This is a genomic window from Sandaracinus amylolyticus (genome assembly GCF_000737325.1).
Taxonomy (GTDB): domain Bacteria; phylum Myxococcota_A; class Polyangia; order Polyangiales; family Sandaracinaceae; genus Sandaracinus; species Sandaracinus amylolyticus.
Genome location: NZ_CP011125.1, coordinates 4,858,061 through 4,878,405, shown reverse-complemented (window position 1 = coordinate 4,878,405; position 20,345 = coordinate 4,858,061). Strand labels below are relative to the sequence as shown.

Annotated in this window: 16 protein-coding genes; 7 read left to right on the top strand and 9 right to left on the bottom strand. The window is 69.9% G+C overall.

The features are described from left to right. Positions 1-8 precede the first annotated feature (8 nt). Positions 9-1,379, bottom strand: coding sequence for an acetate--CoA ligase family protein (locus DB32_RS20680; RefSeq protein WP_053234377.1), 1,371 nt, complete (start codon positions 1,377-1,379; stop codon positions 9-11). Positions 1,380-1,386: 7 nt separating this feature from the next. Beyond that, positions 1,387-1,848 (bottom strand): hypothetical protein, encoded by a 462-nt coding sequence (locus DB32_RS20675; RefSeq protein ID WP_157069231.1) that lies wholly within the window; start codon positions 1,846-1,848, stop codon positions 1,387-1,389. A 76-nt stretch (positions 1,849-1,924) separates the two neighbouring features. Here DB32_RS20675 and DB32_RS20670 point away from each other — a divergent pair, with 76 nt between their 5' ends. Then, positions 1,925-2,812 (top strand): tetratricopeptide repeat protein, encoded by an 888-nt coding sequence (locus tag DB32_RS20670; protein WP_053234375.1) that lies wholly within the window; start codon positions 1,925-1,927, stop codon positions 2,810-2,812. 5 nt (positions 2,813-2,817) lie between these two features. Here DB32_RS20670 and DB32_RS20665 read toward each other — a convergent pair whose 3' ends face one another. Next, positions 2,818-3,861: a histone deacetylase family protein gene (locus tag DB32_RS20665; RefSeq protein ID WP_053234374.1), complete on the bottom strand. Its 1,044-nt coding sequence runs from the start codon at positions 3,859-3,861 to the stop codon at positions 2,818-2,820. Positions 3,862-3,968: 107 nt separating this feature from the next. Here DB32_RS20665 and DB32_RS20660 point away from each other — a divergent pair, with 107 nt between their 5' ends. Together DB32_RS20660 and DB32_RS20655 are read left to right on the top strand one after the other, a co-directional pair. After that, the gene (locus DB32_RS20660; RefSeq protein WP_157069230.1) at positions 3,969-5,474 is read left to right on the top strand and encodes an MXAN_5187 C-terminal domain-containing protein; all 1,506 of its coding nucleotides are present in this window, start codon (positions 3,969-3,971) and stop codon (positions 5,472-5,474) included. 71 nt (positions 5,475-5,545) lie between these two features. Beyond that, positions 5,546-6,265, top strand: a complete 720-nt coding sequence (locus tag DB32_RS20655; protein ID WP_053234372.1) for a hypothetical protein — start codon at positions 5,546-5,548, stop codon at positions 6,263-6,265. Positions 6,266-6,365: 100 nt separating this feature from the next. Here the strand turns inward: DB32_RS20655 and DB32_RS20650 are convergent, their stop codons facing one another. The 4 genes from DB32_RS20650 to DB32_RS20635 form a co-directional block, all read right to left on the bottom strand. After that, positions 6,366-7,271, bottom strand: a complete 906-nt coding sequence (locus DB32_RS20650; protein WP_053234371.1) for a porin family protein — start codon at positions 7,269-7,271, stop codon at positions 6,366-6,368. Between the two features lie 17 nt (positions 7,272-7,288). Next, complete coding sequence (locus tag DB32_RS20645; RefSeq protein ID WP_083457559.1) at positions 7,289-8,377, bottom strand: outer membrane beta-barrel domain-containing protein; 1,089 nt, start codon at positions 8,375-8,377, stop codon at positions 7,289-7,291. Positions 8,378-8,463: 86 nt separating this feature from the next. After that, a complete protein-coding gene (ftsY, locus tag DB32_RS20640; protein WP_075097573.1) occupies positions 8,464-9,780 on the bottom strand; it encodes a signal recognition particle-docking protein FtsY in 1,317 nt (438 codons plus the stop codon). Between the two features lie 49 nt (positions 9,781-9,829). Further along, a complete protein-coding gene (locus tag DB32_RS20635) occupies positions 9,830-11,551 on the bottom strand; it encodes a carboxypeptidase regulatory-like domain-containing protein (RefSeq protein WP_157069229.1) in 1,722 nt (573 codons plus the stop codon). 162 nt (positions 11,552-11,713) lie between these two features. Between DB32_RS20635 and DB32_RS20625 the strand changes: the two genes are divergently transcribed. Both DB32_RS20625 and DB32_RS20620 read left to right on the top strand, forming a co-directional pair. Further along, positions 11,714-12,607 (top strand): HEAT repeat domain-containing protein, encoded by an 894-nt coding sequence (locus DB32_RS20625; RefSeq protein ID WP_053234367.1) that lies wholly within the window; start codon positions 11,714-11,716, stop codon positions 12,605-12,607. A gap of 105 nt (positions 12,608-12,712) precedes the next feature. Further along, positions 12,713-13,339 (top strand): methyl-accepting chemotaxis protein, encoded by a 627-nt coding sequence (locus DB32_RS20620; RefSeq protein ID WP_053234366.1) that lies wholly within the window; start codon positions 12,713-12,715, stop codon positions 13,337-13,339. Between the two features lie 66 nt (positions 13,340-13,405). On the opposite strand, the gene DB32_RS20615 is transcribed toward DB32_RS20620, so the two are convergent. Then, on the bottom strand, positions 13,406-13,759 hold the full coding sequence (locus DB32_RS20615; RefSeq protein WP_075097965.1) for a YraN family protein: 354 nt from the start codon (positions 13,757-13,759) through the stop codon (positions 13,406-13,408). Positions 13,760-13,792: 33 nt separating this feature from the next. Further along, positions 13,793-14,314 carry a hypothetical protein gene (locus DB32_RS20610; RefSeq protein ID WP_157069228.1) on the bottom strand — a complete coding sequence of 174 codons (522 nt, stop codon included), beginning with the start codon at positions 14,312-14,314 and terminating at the stop codon, positions 13,793-13,795. 400 nt (positions 14,315-14,714) lie between these two features. Between DB32_RS20610 and DB32_RS20605 the strand changes: the two genes are divergently transcribed. Next, positions 14,715-16,370, top strand: coding sequence for a tetratricopeptide repeat protein (locus DB32_RS20605; RefSeq protein WP_053234363.1), 1,656 nt, complete (start codon positions 14,715-14,717; stop codon positions 16,368-16,370). Between the two features lie 194 nt (positions 16,371-16,564). Beyond that, positions 16,565-20,341, top strand: coding sequence for a tetratricopeptide repeat protein (locus DB32_RS20600; RefSeq protein WP_053234362.1), 3,777 nt, complete (start codon positions 16,565-16,567; stop codon positions 20,339-20,341). The last annotated feature ends 4 nt before the right edge of the window (positions 20,342-20,345 follow it).

The window sequence follows — 20,345 nt, the reverse complement described above, 5'->3', positions numbered from 1 at the left end:
CGAGAGGCTCAGCCTCGCGCGGGCGCGTCGAGGCGGCGCACGAACGCCTCGCCGACGGTCACACACGCCTCGCGCACTTCGACGCCGCCGCCGACCAGGATCGCGAGCGGTCGGATCTCGACCGAGACGATCTCGTCGCGGCGCCGATCGACGAACGCCGTGAGGCGCAGCATCGCGTCGTCGATCGCCTCGAGCACGGTGCGTCGACGCGCGGGCGTTCCCGCGAGCACGAGATCGCTGCCGCGGAGGCGTGCGAGGGTGCGCTCGAGCCGCTCCGCGCTCGCAGGCAGCACGGTGCGCGTGCGGTCGCCGGACGCGAGCCCGTGCGGATCGGCGAAGCCGATCTCGGCGAGCACCCAGCCGCCCTCGAGCGGCATCGCGCGCACACCGAGCAGCGCGATCGGCGTGGTGGTCGCGGTGACGGTCACGCCGAGCAGGCGCGCGTCGGGGCTGCGCTCGCTCGCCATGCTCATGATCTGGCGGAACACGTCCCGGACGCGCGCGGCGTTGTCGACGCCGTCGACCGCGAGATCGGGATGATCCCAGATGCGCAGGTCGGGCGAGGCGAGGGCGATGCGCACCGGGAAGCCGATGCGCGCGGCCTCGGCGGCGGCGCGCGACGGGCTCGAGCAGAGCTCTTCGACCGGCAGCGGCAAGCCGTACGGTTGCAGCGCGGCCTTGCTCGCGGGATCCGAGAGAGCGCGCGGCGGACCGAAGAGCACGTCGGTCGCGGCGCGCTCGTCGACGCCTTCCATCACCGCGCGTCCGGGCGGCGTCGCGCCCGCGGCGTCGCGCATCGCACGGAGCGCCTCGCGCACGTCGCGCGGCTCACCGAGCGCGACGAGCTCGCCCTGCGCGGCACGCCCCCAGCCGATGCGTCCGTCGTCGAGCCGCGCGAGACGACCCCCCGTCGAGCCGCCGCCGCGCAGCTGCACCCGCGCGCGATCGAGCGCCGGCAGACCGCGCGCCGAAGACGACCACGGCTGCGTCGCGCCCGCGCGCATCAGAGCGAGCGCCGCGACCATCGGGCGCACCTCGTCCACGGCGACGAGCCCGAGATCCGCCGCGATCGCCGTGCGATCCTCGACCTCGGCGCGCTCGCCGAGCCCCACGATCGCGCAGCTCGAGCCCGACGCGAAGCACGCGCGCGCGAGCGTGACGAGCTCGATCGGCTCGGGCGCACGGGACAGCGCGACGCCGCACGCGCGACCTTCGCCGAGGATCGTGGCGGCCTCCTCGACCGGCGCGCGCGAGACGGAGGGCGCGATCGCGAGATCGATCTCCGCGCCGAGGCGCGCGAGCTCCACCGCGAGATCGGCGTCGTCGCAGACGACCGCGATCGGCGGCGGAGGAGAGGCGGACGCGCGTCGCTCGGCCACGGCTCGATCAGCGCCCGCGGGCGCTCCCGGTGGCGGCGCTGCGCACGTCCGACGCGAGCATCAGGTAGCGTCCGCCGCGCTCGACGATCACGCCCGTGACCTCGACCGGCGCGCCCAGCCGCAGCGCGAGCACCGTCGCGATCGATGCGTCGCTCTTCGCGACGAAGATGGGCACGTTCGCCTCGCGCGTGCGCAGCTGGATGGCGACGCGGCTGCTCAGCCCCGCGCCCACCGCGAGATCGTCGAACTGCGGCTCGATGCGCTCCAGCTCGTCGACCAGACGGATCGCGCGGCCGGTGTGCCGCTCGGGGATCACCGCGAGCGCGCGCGGCGGGACGGGCACCGGCGCGCCGCCCGTCTCGCGAAGGAGCGCGAACGGATCGACGGCCTGGGCGACCGCGAGCGACGCGACGAGCACGATCGTGCTCGCGAGCGCGACCCCCGGAGCGAGCGAGCGGAGCGAGCGCATCGACACCTCGCGCTCATTGTTCCTTCCTCGCGCCACCCACGCCAAGTTCGTGCGGGCCTCGTGATATCGTCGCGCGGTGCGTGCCGCGCTCGTCGCCCTCGTGATCCTCGCGCTCCCGAGCGCGCTCTCGGCGCAGGAGACACCGCAGCCACCTCACGACGCGACGGTCGCCGAGCAGGACGCCGACGTCGCGCGCCGTGCGCGCGCCGCGTTCGAGGCGGGCGTGGCGCACTTCGAGGCGCGCCGGTATCGCGACGCGATCCACGAGTTCCAGGTCGCAGCGCAGCTCGTCCCCAGCGCGGACCTCTGGTTCAACGTCGCGCGCGCCCACGAAGAGCTCGGCGAGTGGGACCAGGCGATCGAGCACTACCGGCGATATCTGCGTGATCGCGTGGATCCGCCCGATCGTGCGCAGGTCGAGGGGCACATCCGCGAGCTCGAGGAGCGCGCTGAGGCCGCGCGCGCCGCGCGTCTGACGAGGCCGACGACGGGCACGCTCACGGTCCGCGTGGACGTCGAGGGCGCGTCGGTGCGCGTCGGAGAGCGCGACGTCGGCCAGAGCCCGATCGGCGACGAGCTCCCGCTCGATCCCGGCCGTCATCCGCTGCTCGTCACGCGCGAGGGCTACCTGCCGTTCCGCTCGGAGGTCGCGATCGAGCCGGGGCTGCGCACGGCCGCGTACGTCGATCTGGAGCCCGAGACGCGCTACCGCGCGATCGAGGGCGAGCGCATCTTCACGTGGATCGCGTGGGGCCTGTCCGCGGCGTCGCTCGGCGTCGCGATCGGGCTCGGTGTCGAGGCGGGATCGCGGCAGGGCACCGATCTCGACAACGCGCGCGAGTGGAGCGCGTGGTCGGACGCCGCGCTCGGTGCGGCGATCGGGTTCGGCGCGCTCGGCGCGATCTTGTGGTTCCTCGAGGGCCGCGCGGTCGGGACCGAGGTGATCCCGCCGCCGACGGAGTGACGACGTCACCGCAGCTCGGGTCGGTGCGGCGCGAGCGCGCGGATCGTGTGATCGAGCGCGGCCTGTGACGTGCCCGACGTGCGGCCCTCCGGCAGCGCCACGCGCGCGCCCAGCGCCGCGCGCACCGTCGCTTCCACCGAGCTCTCGAGCGCGTCGAGGTCGTAGCCGCCCTCGAGCACGAACCCGACGCGCCCGTGCCCGAGCTGCTCCGCGACGTCGACGAGCGCGGTCGCCATCGCGCCGTAGCTCGCGGCATCGAGCCGCATCGACGCGAGCGGATCCGATGCGTGCGCGTCGTACCCGGCGGACACCAGCACGAGATCCGGCGCGAACCCGGACACGAGCGGCAGCACGACGCGCCGGAAGGCCTGGCCGTACTCCTCGGGCCCGGAGCCCGGCGGCATCGCGAGGTTCGCGGTCGTGCCCACCCCCGCTCCGCGCCCGATCTCGCCCGGCGCGCCGGTGCCCGGGTAGAGCGGCCACTGGTGCAGGCTCACGAACATCACGCGCGGATCCGACTCGAACGCGTCCTGGGTGCCATTGCCGTGGTGCACGTCCCAGTCGACGATCGCGACGCGCTGCGCGCCGGCGTCGAGCGCCGCCGCCGCCGCGATCGCGACGTTGTTGAGCAGGCAGAACCCCATCGCGCGATCGCGCTCGGCGTGATGCCCCGGCGGCCGCAGGAGCGCGAATCCGCGCCGTGCACGATCCTCGACCAGCGCGCGCGCGAGCTCCGCCGCGCCTCCCGCGGCGCGCCACGCCGCGGTCCGACTCCCGGGCGCGACGTACGTGTCCGCGTCGATGCTGCCGAACGATCCGCGCAGCGCGCCCTCGAGCGCCCGGAGGTGCTCGCGCGAGTGCACACGGAGGATCTCGTCCTCGCGCACCTCGCGCGCCGCGATCGTCGTGCGCGGCGCGCTCCCCAGCGCACGCGCCACACCGCTGCGCGCCGCATCGAGGCGCTCCGGACACTCGACGTGCTTGCGAGGCGCGCGGTGCGCGTCGAAGCTCTCGTCGTCGACGATGGCGATCGTCTTGCTCGCGATCATCCGCGAACACTGACGCGCGCGCACGTCGTCGGACAAGTCGGCTCTATTGACCCTCAAAGTCGCAGGGTGATATCCACCTTTGCAGTCTCGGGGGGAGAACGCAGCGCATGCGGACCAAGATCATCGCGGGAAATCTTGCTGCTGTCCTCGTCGTCGGGCTCGTGTCGTATGCGATGGTGAAGGCGAGCCTCGAGGCCGAGCTGGTCGGCGAGGTCGACACGCGGATCGTCTCCGACTACCGGCTTCTCGATCGCTCCTTCCGTCTCTCCGCGCGCGAGCTCTCGGAGCTCGCAGACGAGCAGTCGCAGCAGCGCGCGATGATCGACATCTTCGTGAGCGCGCTCGACGAGGCGAGCCGCCGCACGCGCGCCTACGAGGCCGCGGATCGTGTCGCGTCGTGGCTCGCCGATCCGTCGCGCCGCGGCGCGACGCCGGACATCGTCGTGGTCGTCGACGATCGCGGCAACGCCGTCGCGCGCAACGCCGATCGCAACCGCATGTACGGCCAGGATCTCGCGGGCGCGCTGCCCGCCGTGCAGCGCGCGCTCCGCGGCGACACCGCGACGGGCATCTGGCAGAAGCAGGACGAGAACAAGGTCCTACAGGTCGCGGTCGCGCCGATCCGGGGCGAGGATCACCGCGTCCTCGGCGCGCTGCTCGTCGGCTACGACGTCTCGAACGGCCTCGCGCGCGCAGAGGGCGAGCTGCTCGGCCGTGACGTCGCGTTCCTGCTCGGCGATCGCGTCTACAGCTCGTCGCTCGCGGAGGGCGCGGTCAGCGAGGCGCTCGGCGCGCACCTGTTCGGGCCCGGTCAGGCCGCGGTGCAGGGGGCGATGCAGGGCAACCCGAGCGCGCCGTTCACGGTGCAGCTCGCGGGCGACGAGTACGTCGGCGTCGTGGGCCCGGTGCCCTCGGGCGGCTCGCAGACGCCGCTCGCGATGGTCGTGCTCGCGAACCGCACCGCGCAGATCGGCAAGGCGGGCGCGACGAACGTCATCCTGCTGCTCACGGTGATCGGCGCGATCGTCGTACTCGTGTACGGCTTCCTGATCGGGACGAGCTTCATCCGCCCGATCGAGCAGATGGAAGAGGCGATCCTCGCGGTCATCAACGGCCGCACCGACACGCGGATCGAGCTCGAGAGCGCCGAGTACGGAGGCCTCGCGTACCGCATCAACCAGCTGCTCAACGTCTTCACGGGCACGCCGGAGGAGGACGAGCAGGGCCGCGTCAGCTCGCCTCCGGGCGGCGGTGGGCGCTGGCAGGACGACAGCATCGCGCAGAGCTCGATCGCCGAGCCGGGCGCGACGCCGCCCGCGACGGCTCCGGTCGCGCAGGGAGCGGGCGCCGGCGAGGACGAGGTCGATCCCGCCGTGGCCGCGCAGCTCGCGTCGGAGCCCGAGGACGCCTACTACGCGCGCGTCTACCGCGAGTACGTGGCGGCGAAGCAGTCGGTCGGCGAGGACGTCAGCAACATCCCGCAGGACAAGTTCGTGCAGCGCCTCCGCGCGAACGAGCAGTCGCTCATCAAGAAGCACGATTGCCGGATGGTTCGCTTCCAGGTACAGACCCGCGGCACGCAGGTGAACCTGAAGCCGGTGATCATCCGGTGACGCGCCGCTGAGCGCGCGACGGCGAGGGGCCGGACGCGCATCGGGGCCCACCGGAGCGGGAGAACGCTACGGTGGGCCTTTTCGATTTCTTCGGCAGCAAGAAGTCTCCGGTCGAGAAGCACGCGGGCCGCGTCGCGGATCGTCGCGCGCAGGCGCCGGATCGGTGGGACTCGATCCAGGCGCTCGGCGCGCTGAAGTCGTCGGAGGCCGTCCAGGCGCTCCTCGCGCGCTTCACGATCTACGCGGACCCGAGCATCACGGACCAGGAGGAGAAGGACGAGACCTTCCGCCTGATCATCGAGACCGGCGCGCCCGCGATCGACCCCGTCGTCGCGTTCCTGCGCCGCAGCGAGTCGCTCGGTTGGCCGCTGAAGCTGCTCGACCGTCTCGTGCCCGCGGAGCGCGTCGTCACCGAGCTCCTCGCGGTCCTCGAGAAGATGGACACGGAGTACGAGCGCGACCCCACGCGCAAGATCCAGCTGCTCCAGGCGCTCGAGGACCGTCGCGACGAGCGCATCGCGCCTGCGGTCGCGCGCTTCCTCGAGGACGTGAACGAGACGGCGCGCTTCCACGCCATCGCTGCGCTCTTCGCGCAAGAGGACCCGACGCCGGCGCGCGCCGCCGCGCAGAAGGCGCTGAGCCGCGAGGACAGCGTGCGCGGGCGTGCTCGCTTCCTCGAGGCGTTCGCGGAGCGCGGCTGGGACGTCGGGGAAGGGCGCGCTGCGATCGAGAACGTGCTCCCCGCGGGCTGGTCGCTCGACAAGGCGGGAGTGCCGCGCAAGAAGGGCTGAGCTCGGACTGCCACGCTCCTGCGTCTCGCAGCTAGGAAAAAAGAAAAACGGCCGGTGTCTCCACCGGCCGTTTTCGCGTTCGAGCGAACGGAGATGCGTCTCAGTCCGTGATCTGAACTTCCGTCGGCAGGTAGATCACCAGGCCGATGTTCAGCATCTGATTGAACGTCGTGCGCGCGTCCGAGCCGTTGATCTGCTCGTCGGGGAACCCGCTGCCGGGCTCGCCGTTCGCGTCCTCACCGCTCTCGTCGAAGCCGCTCGCGCGCCACGAGAACGGGAACGCGCGCCACTCGATCTGCAGACCGATGAACTCGTTGAAGTACATGCTCAGACCGACACCGAGCATCGGCGCGGGCAGGATGCGCGACGTGCGCGACTGCGTCGCGAGGCAGTCCGGCGCGCTGCTCCCCGGCGGCTGCGGCTGATCCACGCAGGCGGCGCGATACTGCTCGCGCGACACGTCCTGGCGCTCGTCGACGCCGAACAGGCCCACACCCGCGAGGATGTAGAGGTCGGTGTCGACGAAGCCCGCCTGGAACAGCGAGAGCTTGCCGCGAAGCGGGATGAACAGGACGTGCAGCGACGCGCCCCAGCGGATGCGCCCGACCTGGTCGGGGAAGCCCGCCGCGCTCGGAAGGCTGAGCCGGTTCTGCGGGCTCACCTGGCCGTTGTCGGCGATCTGCGACGTGAGGTCGGTGTCGATGTCGATCGGGGCGCCGCCGCCCCACGCACCGATTCCGAGCCAGTCGGTGAAGTGGAACCCGAGCGAGCCGCCGAAGAACAGCGCGCGCGAGAACTCGTCCTGCAGCGTGTAGCCGACCGACGGAGTGATGAAGAAGCGATTGACGCGGTACTGGCGCATGTGGCGCACCGCGGGCTGACCGGCGAGAGGGCCGGTGATCTGCACGTCCTGCGCGCTCGCAGCACTGCCGATCGTGGTGATCGCTGTCCCGAGCGCGAGCGCTGCGAGGACGCCGAGGAGGCGACGATTCTTCTGAGTGAGCATGTCCAGCGCTCCTCTGATCACCGCGGGAGGCGGTACTCGAAATCGAAGGGCAGGAAGATCGTCAGACCGAGATGCGCCGTGACGTTGTTGATGAACGCCGGGCTGTTCTGGGTCCACGTCTCCGGATTCGTGCGCTCCGCGCCGAGCGCGACTTCCAGATTCTCGAGCTGCTCGAGATACATGTAGTCGCGGAGCTCGGCGACGATCGCGAGCCAGCGAGTCACGAACACGCGCAGACCGATACCCACGTTGAACGCGACGCGGATGTCGAAGTTGAAGCTGCGGACCTCGGGGTCGATCACGGGGATCGGCCGCGTGTTCATCAGGCCCACGCCGCCCAGCACGTAGATGTCGTACTGGAAGATGAACTCGTTGAACATCGCGAACTTGCCGTAGATCGGCACGTACGTGAACGCGAGGTGCGCGCCGAACTGGTAGCTGTTGACCGGCACCGCGAGGCGGGTCGCGCGACGCACGAAATAGCCGATGTCCGACTCGTTCTCGAGGCCCTCGTACCAGATGAAGTTCACGCCGAGCGCGAGAACGTTCGTCCACCAGTAGTTGAGCCCGACTCCGACGCCGGTGTGCTGGACGAAGGGATCGTTCAGCGAGAACGAGACCGTCGGCGTGATCTCCACGCGATTGATGCGCAGCGCATAGACCTGCTGCACCGCGAAGATCTCTTCACGCGCTTCCTGCACCTGAGTCGGCGCCTCGCGCGTCTCGCCCTCCGCAGCGCCCGCTTCGGACGTCGCGAGATCACCGATGACGTCGCCGCTGCCCGACTCTTGCGTCGGCTGCGTCTCGCCCTCTTCGAAGCTCATGTCAGCGCCTTCAGCAGAGCCTTCTTGCTGCTGTTGCTGCTCGGCCTCGTCGAGACTGAACTCCATGTCCTGTGCGTGCGCTGGACCCGCGAGCAGCACTGAGCCGCTGACGAGCGCCGCACCGGCGAGAAGCACTGCGCCGCGTGGCAGCGGCACCGCTCCCGCGAGTGCACGTGCGAGCAGCGCTACGGAAGCCTTCCTCATCGCAACCCCTTGATTCGAGGCAGCCTCTCGAGACGCGACATCGTCTCTGGCAGAGGCATTGTGCCGTGCTGCAAACATCTGGAATCGTTGAAGAAATCGCCAGTCTAGCGGAAGCTGGGCGGGACTATACCACGCGCGAATTCGCGAATTCAATGGCGACCGAACTACGCCGCTGCCGTCTCGTCGTCCGGCTTCGCGAAGAGAGCCTGAACGAACGCGTCGGTATCGAACTCGCGTAGATCTTCGATGCGCTCGCCGATGCCGACGTAGCGCACGGGAATCCGGTGCTCGTCGACGATGCCGAGCACGACACCGCCCTTCGCGGTGCCATCGAGCTTCGTGAGCACGATTCCGCTCACCGGAATCGCATCCTTGAAGAGCTGGGCCTGCTGGATCGCGTTCTGCCCAGTCGTTGAGTCGAGCACGAGGAGGATTTCATCCACAGGGCGCTCGAGCGCCTTTTCTGCGGTGCGGACGACCTTCTTGAGCTCCTCCATCAAGTTCGACTTGGTGTGGAGTCGGCCCGCGGTGTCCGCGATCACCACGTCGGCGCCGTCGCCCTGCGCCTTCTTGATCGCCTCGAAGATCACCGACGCGGGATCCGCGCGATCCTTGCCCTTCACGATCTCGCATCCCACGCGGCGCGCCCACACCTCGAGCTGGAGCACGGCCGCGGCGCGGAACGTATCGCCGGCGGCGAGGACGACCTTCTTCCCCTCTTCGTGGAAGCGGCTCGCGAGCTTGCCGATCGTCGTCGTCTTCCCGACGCCGTTCACGCCCACGACGAGGATCGTCGTCGGCTTGGAGCGCACCTCGATCCCACCGGCCGACGCGCCGAGGATCGCGCGCGCCTCCTCGCGGATCGCCGACCACACGGCGTCCTCGTCGCGCAGCTCCGCGCGCTCCATCTTCGCGCGCAGCGTCTCGAGCATCTTCTCGCTCGTGCGCACGCCGATGTCGGCGGTGATCAGCACCTCTTGGATCTGATCGAGGAGGGCGGGATCGATCTCCTTCTTCCCGCCGAAGATCTGCGCGAGGCGCGCGATGAACCCACCGCGCGTCGACGCGAGGCCACGGCGCAGCGCCGCGACCTGCTCCTTGCCGTCGGCCTTCTCCTTCGCGGGCTTCGCGGCCTCGGCCTTCGCGACCTCGGCCTTCGCGACCGGAGCCTCCGCTCGCGGCGCTTCGACCTTCGGCGACGCGGGCGTCTCCACCTCTGCGGCCTTCGGCTCGATCGGCTTCTCGGCCGCGGGGCGCGAGGGCTCCGACTTGACCGGCTTCTTCTCCGGTGCGGCCTTGGCAGGCTCGGGCGCCTTGGCCGGCGCGGGCTCCGCCTTCTTCTCCGGCGACGGCTTCGCGGGAGAGGGTGGAGTGGCTTCGCCACTCGGCGCTTCGGGAGCCTGACGGCGCATCGCGAAGACGACCGCGACGACGATCAGGACCGCGACGACGACGATGGCGACGATCGTGCCCGGTTCCATGGCGGGGCCGACTATAGAGAGGCGAATCGACGCCGGTCAACGGTGGTCGTCAGCGACGTTCGAGCTCGCGCGGAGTCGAGCGCGGTGCGCGCGCATCCATCTCCGCTTCGATCGTGCGCGCAGCGTCGCGGATCGACTCCAGCTCGGCCTCCGCAGGAGGCTCCTCCGCGTAGGCGGCGCGCTCGATCGCCGCGATCAGCGAGGGCAGCGCGCGCGGGAGCGGAGGCTTCGCGCGCGCGGCGCTCTCGAGATCGCGCGCCGTCCACACGCCGTACAGATCCGCCGACGGAAGGAGACGCGCGGCGAGCGGCTCGAGCGGAGCCCACGCGAGCTCGCGCAGGCTCCGGAGGCGCACGACGATCGCCGACCACTCTCCACGGTGCGGGAGCGTCGCGCGATGACGCGACGCCTCGTATCCCGGCGCGTCGATCTCGATCACGTGCGCGCCCGCCGCGAGGGTCATCGCGAAGCGTCCGCTCGCCTCGGTCTCGACTTCGATCACCGCTCCGTCGGCGCGCCGCGCGCGCACCTTCGCGCCGGCGATCGCGTGCTCACGTCGCGCGTCGATCACGCGGCCCGCGATGTCGATCGAGTCCGGCAGCAGACCTCGGCGATCCGCGAGCTCGAGCGCAGGCGCGACCACCGGCAGCGCAGCCGGGCTCGCGGCGGGCGCACGACGACGACGGCCCGCGAGCACGAACGCGAGCGCGCTCGCGGCGATCGACACGACGATCCACGTCCACGGCGTCCCGCCCGGCGTCTCCACGCGCAATGCGATCGGCGGCGCCTCGCTCGCGCCCCACCAGGGCGCGTCGCTCTCGAAACGCGCGGTCACGGCGCCGTCGAACGCGCCGAGCTCGTCGAATCCGAGCGTCGCGCGGTACGTGCCCGAGTCGTCGGTGAGCACCGTCGCGAGGTGGCGACCGCCGGCCCACAGCCCGACCGCCTTGCGCGCGAGCGGCCCCTCGGAGCTGCGCAGCTCGCCGCCGAACCGCACGCTCTCGCCGCGTCCGACCTGCGAGCGATCGGCCTCGAGTGTCAGCGTGGTCCCGCGGAAGCGCACCACCGGCACCTCGGTCTGCGCGTCCGCGCGATGCGCATCGGCGGCCGATCGAACGACGAGACGCGCCGCCGAGGGTGTCGTGCCGAGCGCCGCGGTACGGATCACGACGTCGAGCGATCCATCGGCGCCCGTCGTCCCGCGCGTGAGCTCGCGCTCGTTCTCGGTGATCGTCACCGCGAGATCGGCGCCGCCCGCGTCCGAGCTCGCGATCACACGGAGGCGATGCTCGGCACGATCGAGATCGAGCGTCGGCCCGCCCTCGATGTCGATGTCGAGGCGCACGTGCGCGCGATCGAGCACGACCTGACGCACGACCGGCGGGTGAGGGCGGTGGTGCTCGTCGCCGTCGAACTCGGCGCGCACCCACCAGCTCCCGACCGGCAGCTCGAAGACGGACGAGAAGGAGCCGTCCGGGCCGGTGCGCACCTCGCGCGCGTCGCGCCGGACGCCGGTCGGTCCTCCTTCGTGCACCGAGACCCGCACCGCGCGATCGGGCATCGGCGCACCGAGATCGTCGCGGAGCACGCCCTCGACGATCTGATGATCGGCATCCCGCCGCGGCCGCAGCTCGATGCGCGTCTCGGCGCGCACCTGGACCCGCGGCTGCGCGCCGACCGTCGCGGGCGCGATCAGGATCAGCCCACCGACGACGAGCGCGAGAGATCGCCCACGAATCGCGGCCCACACGAGCACGAGAGCACGATGCACGTGCGCTCTTTCGTCGGCAAGGAAAGCCGTTGATCCGCGTCGCGCGATCGGGCGATACTCGCGCTCGGCTCTCGTGCCGCAGCCCGGTGAAGATTCACCTGGGCTGCGCGTCAGAGCGGCGGCTCCGGCGTGGGTTGACGGAGCGGGGGGAGGCGCGCGCGGATGGTCCCTGGGCGGCTGCGCAGGCTCGCGATCGTCGTGGTGGTGTCGGCCTTCCTCTCGGCTGCGCTCTCGGTGGGCATCGCGCCGCTGCTCGCGCACGCCGACGCACGCACGGACTATCTCGTGCGTCTCCTGCGCACGTCGGAGGCGTTCCGCGTGCGCGCCCAGGCCGCGCTCTCGCTCGGCTCCGTCGCGGCCGAGCCGCAGGTCATCGAGGCGCTCACCGGCGCGCTGCGCGACAGCGAGCCCGCGGTGCGTGCCGCCGCGGCCTCGTCGCTCGAGCGTCTCGGGGATCCTTCGGCGCTGCCCGCGCTTCGTGCGGCGTCGAGCGATCGCGAGCGCGCCGTCGCGGAGGCGGCGCGCAGCGCGGTGCGAGCGCTCGAGCGTGTCGCGCGGAGTGGATCCGGCGCGGGCACGGGCACGGGCACCACGACCGCGTCGACGGGAGCCACCGTCGAGCCCCGCGGCACGCCTCGTTTCTACGTCGGCGTCGGCATGCCGGGCACGAAGGTCGCGGCGATCGATCGCTCGGTGCTCGCGAGCGCGCGCGGGTTCATCGCGAGCCGCGTGCAGCAGCTCGAGGGCGTCGTGGTCGCGCCCGACTCCGAGACGCCGCGCCAGGCGCAGCAGGTGATCCGTCAGCGCTCGCTGACGGGCTTCTATCTCGACAGCTCGATCGTGAGCCTCGAGACGCGTCCCGACGGCGGTGTGCGCGCGCAGGTCTCCGTCGTCGTGCAGACGTACCCCGATCGCAACGTGCGCAGCATGCTGAACGGCGCCGCGACCGTGATGGGCGAGACCGGGGTCGCTGCCCAGCGGGCCGCGATCGAAGGCGCGCTCAACGGCGCGCTACGGAATCTCGGGACCGCCATGGGCGCAGGGAGCCCGCGATGACCGCAGCGCGCGCCGAAGAAATGGATCTCCGAGGGAGCCTCTCATACGATTCGTCTACGGCTGCAACTCCGCACGGAGCTGCGACGCCGTCTGGAGGGCAGTGACATGGCCGTCGACGCACAGAGCGCCGCTCCGCCTGGCGGACGAGCACAGCAGGGTGGCGGTCCGCCCAAGCGCCGCCTGCGCAACTACCTGCTCGATCCCGGCTTCCAGCTGAAGTACACGGGTTACGTCGTGATCGTGACCGTGCTGGTCGCGGGCACGCTCGGCTACCTCGCGTACCAGCAGTCGCACGCGCAGACCGAGATGCTCTCGATCGGCTGGGCGATGCAGGGCGAGACCGAGGCCTTCATCGAGCAGCAGGCCGCGGAGTACGACCGCAACCTGCTGACGGCGATCGTCGGCGGCGTGCTCGTGCTGACCCTCGCGCTCGCGATCGTCGGGATCTTCATCACGCATCGCGTGGTGGGCCCGGCGTACAAGATGAAGCTCCTGTTCCAGCACGTCGCCGACGGGCACCTCTCGCTCAAGGGCCGGCTGCGCAAGGGCGACGAGCTGCAGGACGTCTTCCTCGTGTACGAGAAGATGATCGAGACGCTGCGAGAGCGTCAGCGCGAGGAGATCGGCCTGCTCGAGTCCGGCATCGAGCGCGCGCGCGCCGCAGGCGCGAGCGAGGACGCGGTGCGGGAGCTCGTCGCGCTCAAGGAGCGCATGCAGCGCGCGCTCGACTGAGATCTCCGCGCTCGATTGCCACGAAGCCCCTCCGCGCGATCTGCGCCGAGGGGCTTCGTCGTTCTTCTAGAACGCCTCTTCGTAGTACTCGATGCGCGGCGGATCCTGATCGAACACGACGCTCGCCGCGTCGAAGCGCACGCTCACGCCGCCGAGCCCCGCGGTCGTCAGCCACTGCGCGGTCGCGCGGCGGATGCGCGCGATCTTCGCGCGGTCGATCGACTCGACGGGCTCCGCGATCCGCGCGCTCGATCGCGCTCGCACCTCGCAGACCACGATCATCGATCCTCGCCGCGCGATCACGTCGAGCTCGAGACGCCCGACGCGCACGTTGCGACCCAGAATTGCGAAGCCCTGGCTCGCGAGCTTCGCCGCGACCAGGGCCTCTGCTTCGCTGCCCGTCTCTGCGCGAGTGCGCATCGCGAGCATCTTATCTGGAATCGAGTCCGACGCTCAGGTCTCGTTCACCAGGCACACGCCGGTGTCGAGGTCGCAGCGTCCCGACGCGCAGTCCTCGTCCGCCGTGCAGAGATCGTTCGGCACGCAGTAGCCACCGCGCACGCCCGCGCCACCCGCCGTGAGCACGTCGACGCAGTGGAATCCGTCGCTGCAATCACAGAGCGGCGTATTGCTGTCGCCGTCGGTCGCGCTGCATCGGCAGGTGCAGAACACGCGCTCGAGGCTCGTGTCGACGGTCACCGGCAGCTCTCGGCTCACACAATCGATGTTGTCCGGGCAGGTGCCGTCTTCCAGGACCTTCGACGGATCGCCGTTGAGGCGGAACACCATGCACGTGCGCGTGCGGCACTGCACCGAGCTCGTCTCGACGTAGATCTCGCGCTCGTCGAAGCCACCGCCGGGGATGGCCTCGGGCACGCATGGATCACCGATGCCGCGCGCCGGGCAGCCCGACATCATCGCCCCCAGCAGGATGACTCCCGCGATCGTCACGAACTGGAGCGATCCGGTCCTCACGCTTCGCTGCATTCTCGTTCACCTCGTTCGAGCACCAACTGCCATCACTCGTCGCGAAGTCGACGGAGTCTGTCGATGGCACTCGAGGACGTTTCCAGTCGAGCGCGGACCGTACGTGGCCGTCCGCGAGCATGTCAAGCGCGACGTTGGAACGCGCGGGAGCGTGCCGCGACGCACCGTGGCGCGGTGGACGTTGCCTATTGACAAAGACGCCGTGCGCTTTCTATCATCGCGCACACTCTGATTGTAACTTCTCGATTTTGCTCCGGTTTTTGCCCGCGAAAGACACTCTCGAAGGCGAGCCGGAAGCTTCGTGGATCAGATGCTCCTTCGATCAGCGCGGCGTTCGATCGTGATCGATCGTCCGACCGCCTCGTGAACTCTCGGAGAGGAAAGCCCCATGCGGCGTGATCGAGTCTTCCTGTGGGTGCTCCCGCTCGTCGCGGCATCGACGCTCGCGTCGTCACGCGTGAGCGCTCAAGACATGGTCTTCAGCGTCGAGGACACAGGCGCTCCGGCCGCACCGCCGGCGGAAGGGCCACCCTCCGAAGCCCTCGCGAACGCGCTCCGGCTCTATCAGCAGGAGCGCTACATGGAGGCGTCGGTGCAGTTCCAGCGCGTGGTCGGTGGTGAGACCGACGACGCGCCGGCGAACGTGCAGAAGGCGCAGTTCTTCCTGGGCAAGGCGCTCTACCACCTGCGCTACTACCAGTCGGCCCTCGCGATCTTCGACGAGATCACGCAGCAGGGTCAGGCACACCTCTACTTCGGCCAGACGCTGCAGTGGCTCGCGCAGCTCGCGTCGCAGCTGCCGGAGCCCGCGGGCATCATCGAGCGCGTCGGTCGCTACGGCACCGATCAGCTCGATCAGTTCAACACCGCCGAGAGCGCCGATCTGTACAACCAGCTCCTCTTCCTGATGGGCCGGTTCAAGTACAACCAGGGCGAGTTCGAGGAGGCGATCGGCCTCTTCCAGCGCGTCGATCGCCGCTCGCGCTTCTACGTCAACGCGAAGTTCTTCGAGGGCATCTCGCAGGTCCGCCTCCGCCGCGCGTCGCCGGCCGTCGAGGCGTTCCGCGCGATCATCGAGGCGATCGACTCGGGCGTCGAGGGCGTCGAGGACACGCAGCGCATGCGCAACCTCGCGTGGATCTCGCTCGCGCGCGTCTACTACACCGCCGCGAACCGCACCGACGCGGAGACCGGTGAGCGCGCGATCGACGGCCGCCTGCTCGGCAACGCCGTCGAGGCGTGGAACCGCGTCGGTCAGGACAGCGAGTACTGGCTCGACGCGCTCTTCGAGGAGAGCTGGGCGTTCTTCCTCGCGGACGAGTACGCGCGCTCGATGGGCAACATCCACACGCTGTTCTCGCCGTACTTCGACGACGCGTACTACCCCGAGGCGCTCGTCCTGAAGTCCGTCGTCTTCTTCTCGGCGTGTCAGATCGAGAACGCGAGCGCGATGGTCTCGCAGTTCCACGAGCGTTACGACCCGGTCGCGACCGAGCTGAACGCGACGCTCGAGCAGTTCCAGGACAACCAGCAGTTCTTCGAGTTCCTCCAGCGCGTCCGGAGCGGTGAGGCGCAGCTCAGCCCGCGGATCCGCGGCATCGTCGCGTCGGCGCTCTCGGATCGCACGCTGCTGCGCAACCTCGAGTACGTGCGTCTCCTCGAGAGCGAGGAGCAGCGCCTCGAACAGTCGCCCGCGGAGTTCAAGAACAGCTCGCTCGGCGCGCGCATCCTCCAGGACATCTTCGTGGCGAAGTCGTTCGCGATCGACCAGACGGGCGATCTCGCGCGCGCTCGCTACAACCGCCTCATCGACGAGCTCAACGAGCTCATGACGCAGGTGGACACGGTCGAGCTCGAGATCGCGACCTACCAGCGCGGTCAGCTCGACGCCGAAGCGCAGCAGCAGATGACCGAGCTCGCGCGCAGCGCGGGTCTGACGGTCAACGTCGACGAAGAGCACCAGATGTGGCCCTTCGACGGTGAGTACTGGCGCGACGAGCTGGGCTTCTACCGACAGCAGGTCACGTCGCAGTGCGGTCGCTGATCTAAAACGACGAAAGAGGGCGGTAGGGGATCCAACCTGCCGCCCTCTCGTGGTTCCAAGGCTCCGCGCGCGCGTGCGCGTGAGTCGAAATCAGGAACTCGTGGCCGGCGGGCTCCTCTAAGATCGCCGGCACGCTTTTGTTCGGGTCGCTTGAGACGAATCCCCTCCTCGAGAGAGCAAGAAGGGTGGCAAGGATGGGTCGCAATCGAACGCCGGGGCGCGGCAAGGTCTCCACGCCGCATCGGCTCGCACTCCTCGCGGTCGCGTCGTTGATCGCCGGCGGGCTGCCGCTCGCGGTCGGCGCACAAGAAGGTGCGCGATCGTCGTCGGCGGCTTCCGGCGGTATGTGCATGTCGCCCGCGGCGCGACAGCGCGTCGACGAGTGCCCGACGGGCGCACCGCCTCCGAGCCAGCGCGCCGGTTCGGGCGCGTCGGCTCCGGCGACGCACCTGACGCAGACGAAGCGTCGCGAAGAGGAGAAGAAGCAGGGCCCGACCGGTCCGTCGATCGAGATCGACGCGCAGACTGCCGCGGGCCGTGAGGCGGTCGCGGCGCGCGCGATCGAACTGCTCAACCGCGAGGTGCAGACCACTGAGCGAATCATCGGCCGCATGCGCGACGACGATCCGCGCGGCGCGGACTACCTCCTTCGTCTCGCGGAGACCTATTTCGAGGTCCAGACCTACTGGCGCACGCGCGCGGGCTCGCTCGACCAGCCGATCTTCGAGGCGGAGCAGTCGGGCAATCGCGATCAGCTGCAGCAGCTGCAGCGCCAGCGTCAGGAGGCCAATGGCCACCTCGACGAGGCGCGACAGGCGGCGATCCGCACGTATGCGCGCCTGGTCCAGAGCTACCCGAACTACTCGCGCATGGACGAAGTGCTCTTCTCGCTGGCCTTCGGCCTCGAGGAGATGCGCCAGTTCGAGCGCGCGCGACAGGTCTACTTCCGGCTGATCAAGGGATATCCGGAGTCGCGCTTCATCCCGTACGCGTATCTCTCGTTCGCCGAGTACTACTTCGGCGAGGGCCAGATGCGCGAGGCCCAGCAGTTCTACACGAAGGTCACGGAGTTCCCGCCCGAGCGCAACCCGGTGTACGGCTACGCGCTCTACAAGCAGGCGTGGGCGCTCTACAACCTCGAGGATTTCCGCGGCGCGCTGCAGCAGTTCGCGCGCACCGTCGAGTTCGCGACGCAGAACCCGGACGCGCGTGACGCCGCGAACCTCGCGCGCCAGTCGCGCCGCGAGATGGTGCTGCCCTACGCGCGTGTCGGACGGCCGAACCAAGCGCTGCAATTCTTCCGGCGATACGCGGAGAACGACGCGCAGTCGTACGAGATGCTCGAGGCGCTCGGCGAGCTCTATTACGACACCGGTCAATGGCCCGAGACCATCGGCATCTATCACGAGCTGATGGCGGAGCAGGCCAGTAGCGACAGGCTCTGTTACTGGCAGTCGCGCGTCACGAACGCGATCGTGTCGTCTCGGCCGAAGCCCGAGCAGGTGACGGAGATCCGCCGCCTGATCGACATGTACAACACCTATCGTCAGCAGTCGCACCCGCAGGAGGCGCTCAACGAGTGCCGCAGTGCGACGGCGTCGGTCCTCGTCGAGCTCTCGACCGCGTGGCACCGCGAGGCGATCGGCACCGACGAGCAGCCCGGTACGAACGACCGGAACACGATGAATCTGGCGTCGCAGCTCTATCGGCTGACGCTCGATACCTTCCCCGACATGGACCAGATGGAGTTCCCGGACATCGATCGCCGGGACTGGCCCACCAACTACCGCGTTTCGTATTTCTACGCGGAGCTCCTCTGGCGCATGGAGGACTGGGCGCAGTGCGGTCCGGCCTTCGATCAGGTCGTCGAGCTGAACCCGCAGGGTGAGTTCACGAGCGACGCCGCGTACGCCGCGGTGCTCTGTTACAACAACCTCTACCAGCAGCAGTACGCGGGCAACGAGCGCGACGTTCGTGGCCGCAGCGGCGAGCAGCAGGAAGAGGAGGGCGGCCGCGGTGGTCGCCGCGGTCGTCGTGGCCGCCGTGCGCAGCAGGAGCAGGCGGAGGCGGCGCCGACGTTCGAGCCGCAGCCGTTCACGCCGGTGCAGGAGGGCATGCTGCGCGCCTTCCAGCGCTTCGTGTGCTTCGTCCAGAACAGCGAAGAGCTGCCGACGGTCAAGTACCGCCGCGCACGCATCTACTACGAGACGAACCACTTCGAAGAGGCCGCGATCCTGTTCCGCGACATCGCGTGGAACCATCGCGACAGCGAGCTCGCGGAGTTCGCGGCGAACCTCTACCTCGACTCGCTGAACATGATGGGCACGCGCGTCGGGCAGGGGAATCCGGAGTGCATCACGGAGCTCGAGCAGTCGCTCGATCCGATGCACGGCTTCTACTGCGGCACGCCCGAGCAGCGTGACGCGCACCCCGACCTCTGCGAGGTCGTCGTCAACCTGCGCTGCGACGTCGTCCGCCTCCAGGCCGAGACGCTCGCGCGCCAGAACCGCCACCGCGAGGCCGCGGACGCGTACCGCCGGATCATCCGTCAGTACCGCGAGTGCGGCCGGCTCGACGAGGTCATCTACAACCTCGCCATCGAGTATGAGGCGGCCCGTCTGCTCGGCCGCGCGATCCAGGCGCGCACGACGCTGATCGAGCGCTTCCCCGAGAGCCCGCTCGCCAAGCGCGCGGTCTATCTCGTCGGCGCGAACTACCACGCGCTCGCGATCTACTCGCGCGCTGCGGACTACTACGAGCAGTTCGCCACTCGTTATCCGGGTGAGGACGGCTCGGAGTGCACCGAGGCGGAGCGCACCGCGGGCACCTGCGCGATCGCGCATGCCGCGCTCGAGAACGCAGTCTTCTTCCGACTCGGTCTCGGCGAGGAAGAGCGCGCCATCGAGGACGTGCGTCTCTACGAGCGCAACTATCGCCGCAGCCGCGCGCGCGAGACCTCGCAGGTCGTGTTCTCGCTCGGGTCGATCTACGAGCGCCAGGGCAACTGGGGCCGCGTGTTCGATCACTACCGCTCGTTCCTGCGCCAGTACGGTCGTCAGGCACTGCCGCACGAAGTGATTCGCGCGAACGTGCAGATGGGCCGCGCGCAGTGGGAGCTCGAGGAGCGCGGTCAGGCGGAGGGCTACTTCCGCACGGCGACGCAGGTCTGGACGCGTGGTGCGGGCGAGGCGATCAACCGCGCCGAGGGCACCGACGAGGAGCGTTCGCTCTGGCTGGCGCGTGCGCGTGACGCGACGAGCGAAGCGCTCTTCTATCTCGCCGAGTACCGGTTCGCCGAGTTCCGCGCGATCCACTTCCCGCGTCTGCCCTCGACCCGCACGCTGGCCTCGGTCACGCGTTGGTCGACGGAGGACCTCGCGCCCTGGCTGCAGCGCAAGCGCGAAGCGCTCGTGACCGCGGAGCAGGCGTACAACCTCATCGCCGAGCTCAACGTGCCGCAGTGGCAGATCGCGGGTGCCGCGCGCATCGGCGAGATGTACCAGCGCATCGTCGACGACATGCGCAGCGCTCCGATCCCCGAGGAGATCGAGCGTGACGACGAGCTCTACGGCATCTACGTCGACGCCCTCGAAGGCGCGCTGAACGGCTCGGGCCCCGGCCCGGATGGTCGTCCTTTCACGCCCGACGACATCGCGTGTCAGCCCGAGTCGACCGAGCCCCAGTGCGTGAACGCGCCGGTGCGCCAGGCGATGAGCAAGTTCGAGTTCTGCCTCACGCTCGCGACGCGCGTGCGCTGGTTCAACGAGTTCTCGCAGCAGTGCGAGGTCCAGCTGAACCGCCTCGATGCGCAGCGTTATCCGCTCGCTGCCGAGCTCCGCGGCACGGCGAGCTTCATCCAGGACCAGATCGCCACGCCCGAGCCGATCGAGCTCACGACGGACGCCGAAGAGGCGGACGCCGAGGGCGCGGCATCGGGTGACGCGGCGGCCACCGGCGGCGGCTCGACCTGAGACC

What these genes read in the sequence shown, in the direction of transcription:
- DB32_RS20615 (WP_075097965.1), bottom strand. Translation starts at nt 13,759, where the DNA reads ATGCGCACTCGCGCAGAGACGGGCAGCGAAGCAGAGGCCCTGGTCGCG.
- DB32_RS20620 (WP_053234366.1), top strand. Translation starts at nt 12,713, where the DNA reads ATGGCCGTCGACGCACAGAGCGCCGCTCCGCCTGGCGGACGAGCACAG.
- ftsY (WP_075097573.1), bottom strand. Translation starts at nt 9,780, where the DNA reads ATGGAACCGGGCACGATCGTCGCCATCGTCGTCGTCGCGGTCCTGATC.
- DB32_RS20605 (WP_053234363.1), top strand. Translation starts at nt 14,715, where the DNA reads ATGCGGCGTGATCGAGTCTTCCTGTGGGTGCTCCCGCTCGTCGCGGCA.
- DB32_RS20665 (WP_053234374.1), bottom strand. Translation starts at nt 3,861, where the DNA reads ATGATCGCGAGCAAGACGATCGCCATCGTCGACGACGAGAGCTTCGAC.
- DB32_RS20600 (WP_053234362.1), top strand. Translation starts at nt 16,565, where the DNA reads ATGGGTCGCAATCGAACGCCGGGGCGCGGCAAGGTCTCCACGCCGCAT.
- DB32_RS20660 (WP_157069230.1), top strand. Translation starts at nt 3,969, where the DNA reads ATGCGGACCAAGATCATCGCGGGAAATCTTGCTGCTGTCCTCGTCGTC.
- DB32_RS20650 (WP_053234371.1), bottom strand. Translation starts at nt 7,271, where the DNA reads ATGCTCACTCAGAAGAATCGTCGCCTCCTCGGCGTCCTCGCAGCGCTC.
- DB32_RS20675 (WP_157069231.1), bottom strand. Translation starts at nt 1,848, where the DNA reads ATGCGCTCGCTCCGCTCGCTCGCTCCGGGGGTCGCGCTCGCGAGCACG.
- DB32_RS20625 (WP_053234367.1), top strand. Translation starts at nt 11,714, where the DNA reads ATGGTCCCTGGGCGGCTGCGCAGGCTCGCGATCGTCGTGGTGGTGTCG.
- DB32_RS20645 (WP_083457559.1), bottom strand. Translation starts at nt 8,377, where the DNA reads ATGTTTGCAGCACGGCACAATGCCTCTGCCAGAGACGATGTCGCGTCT.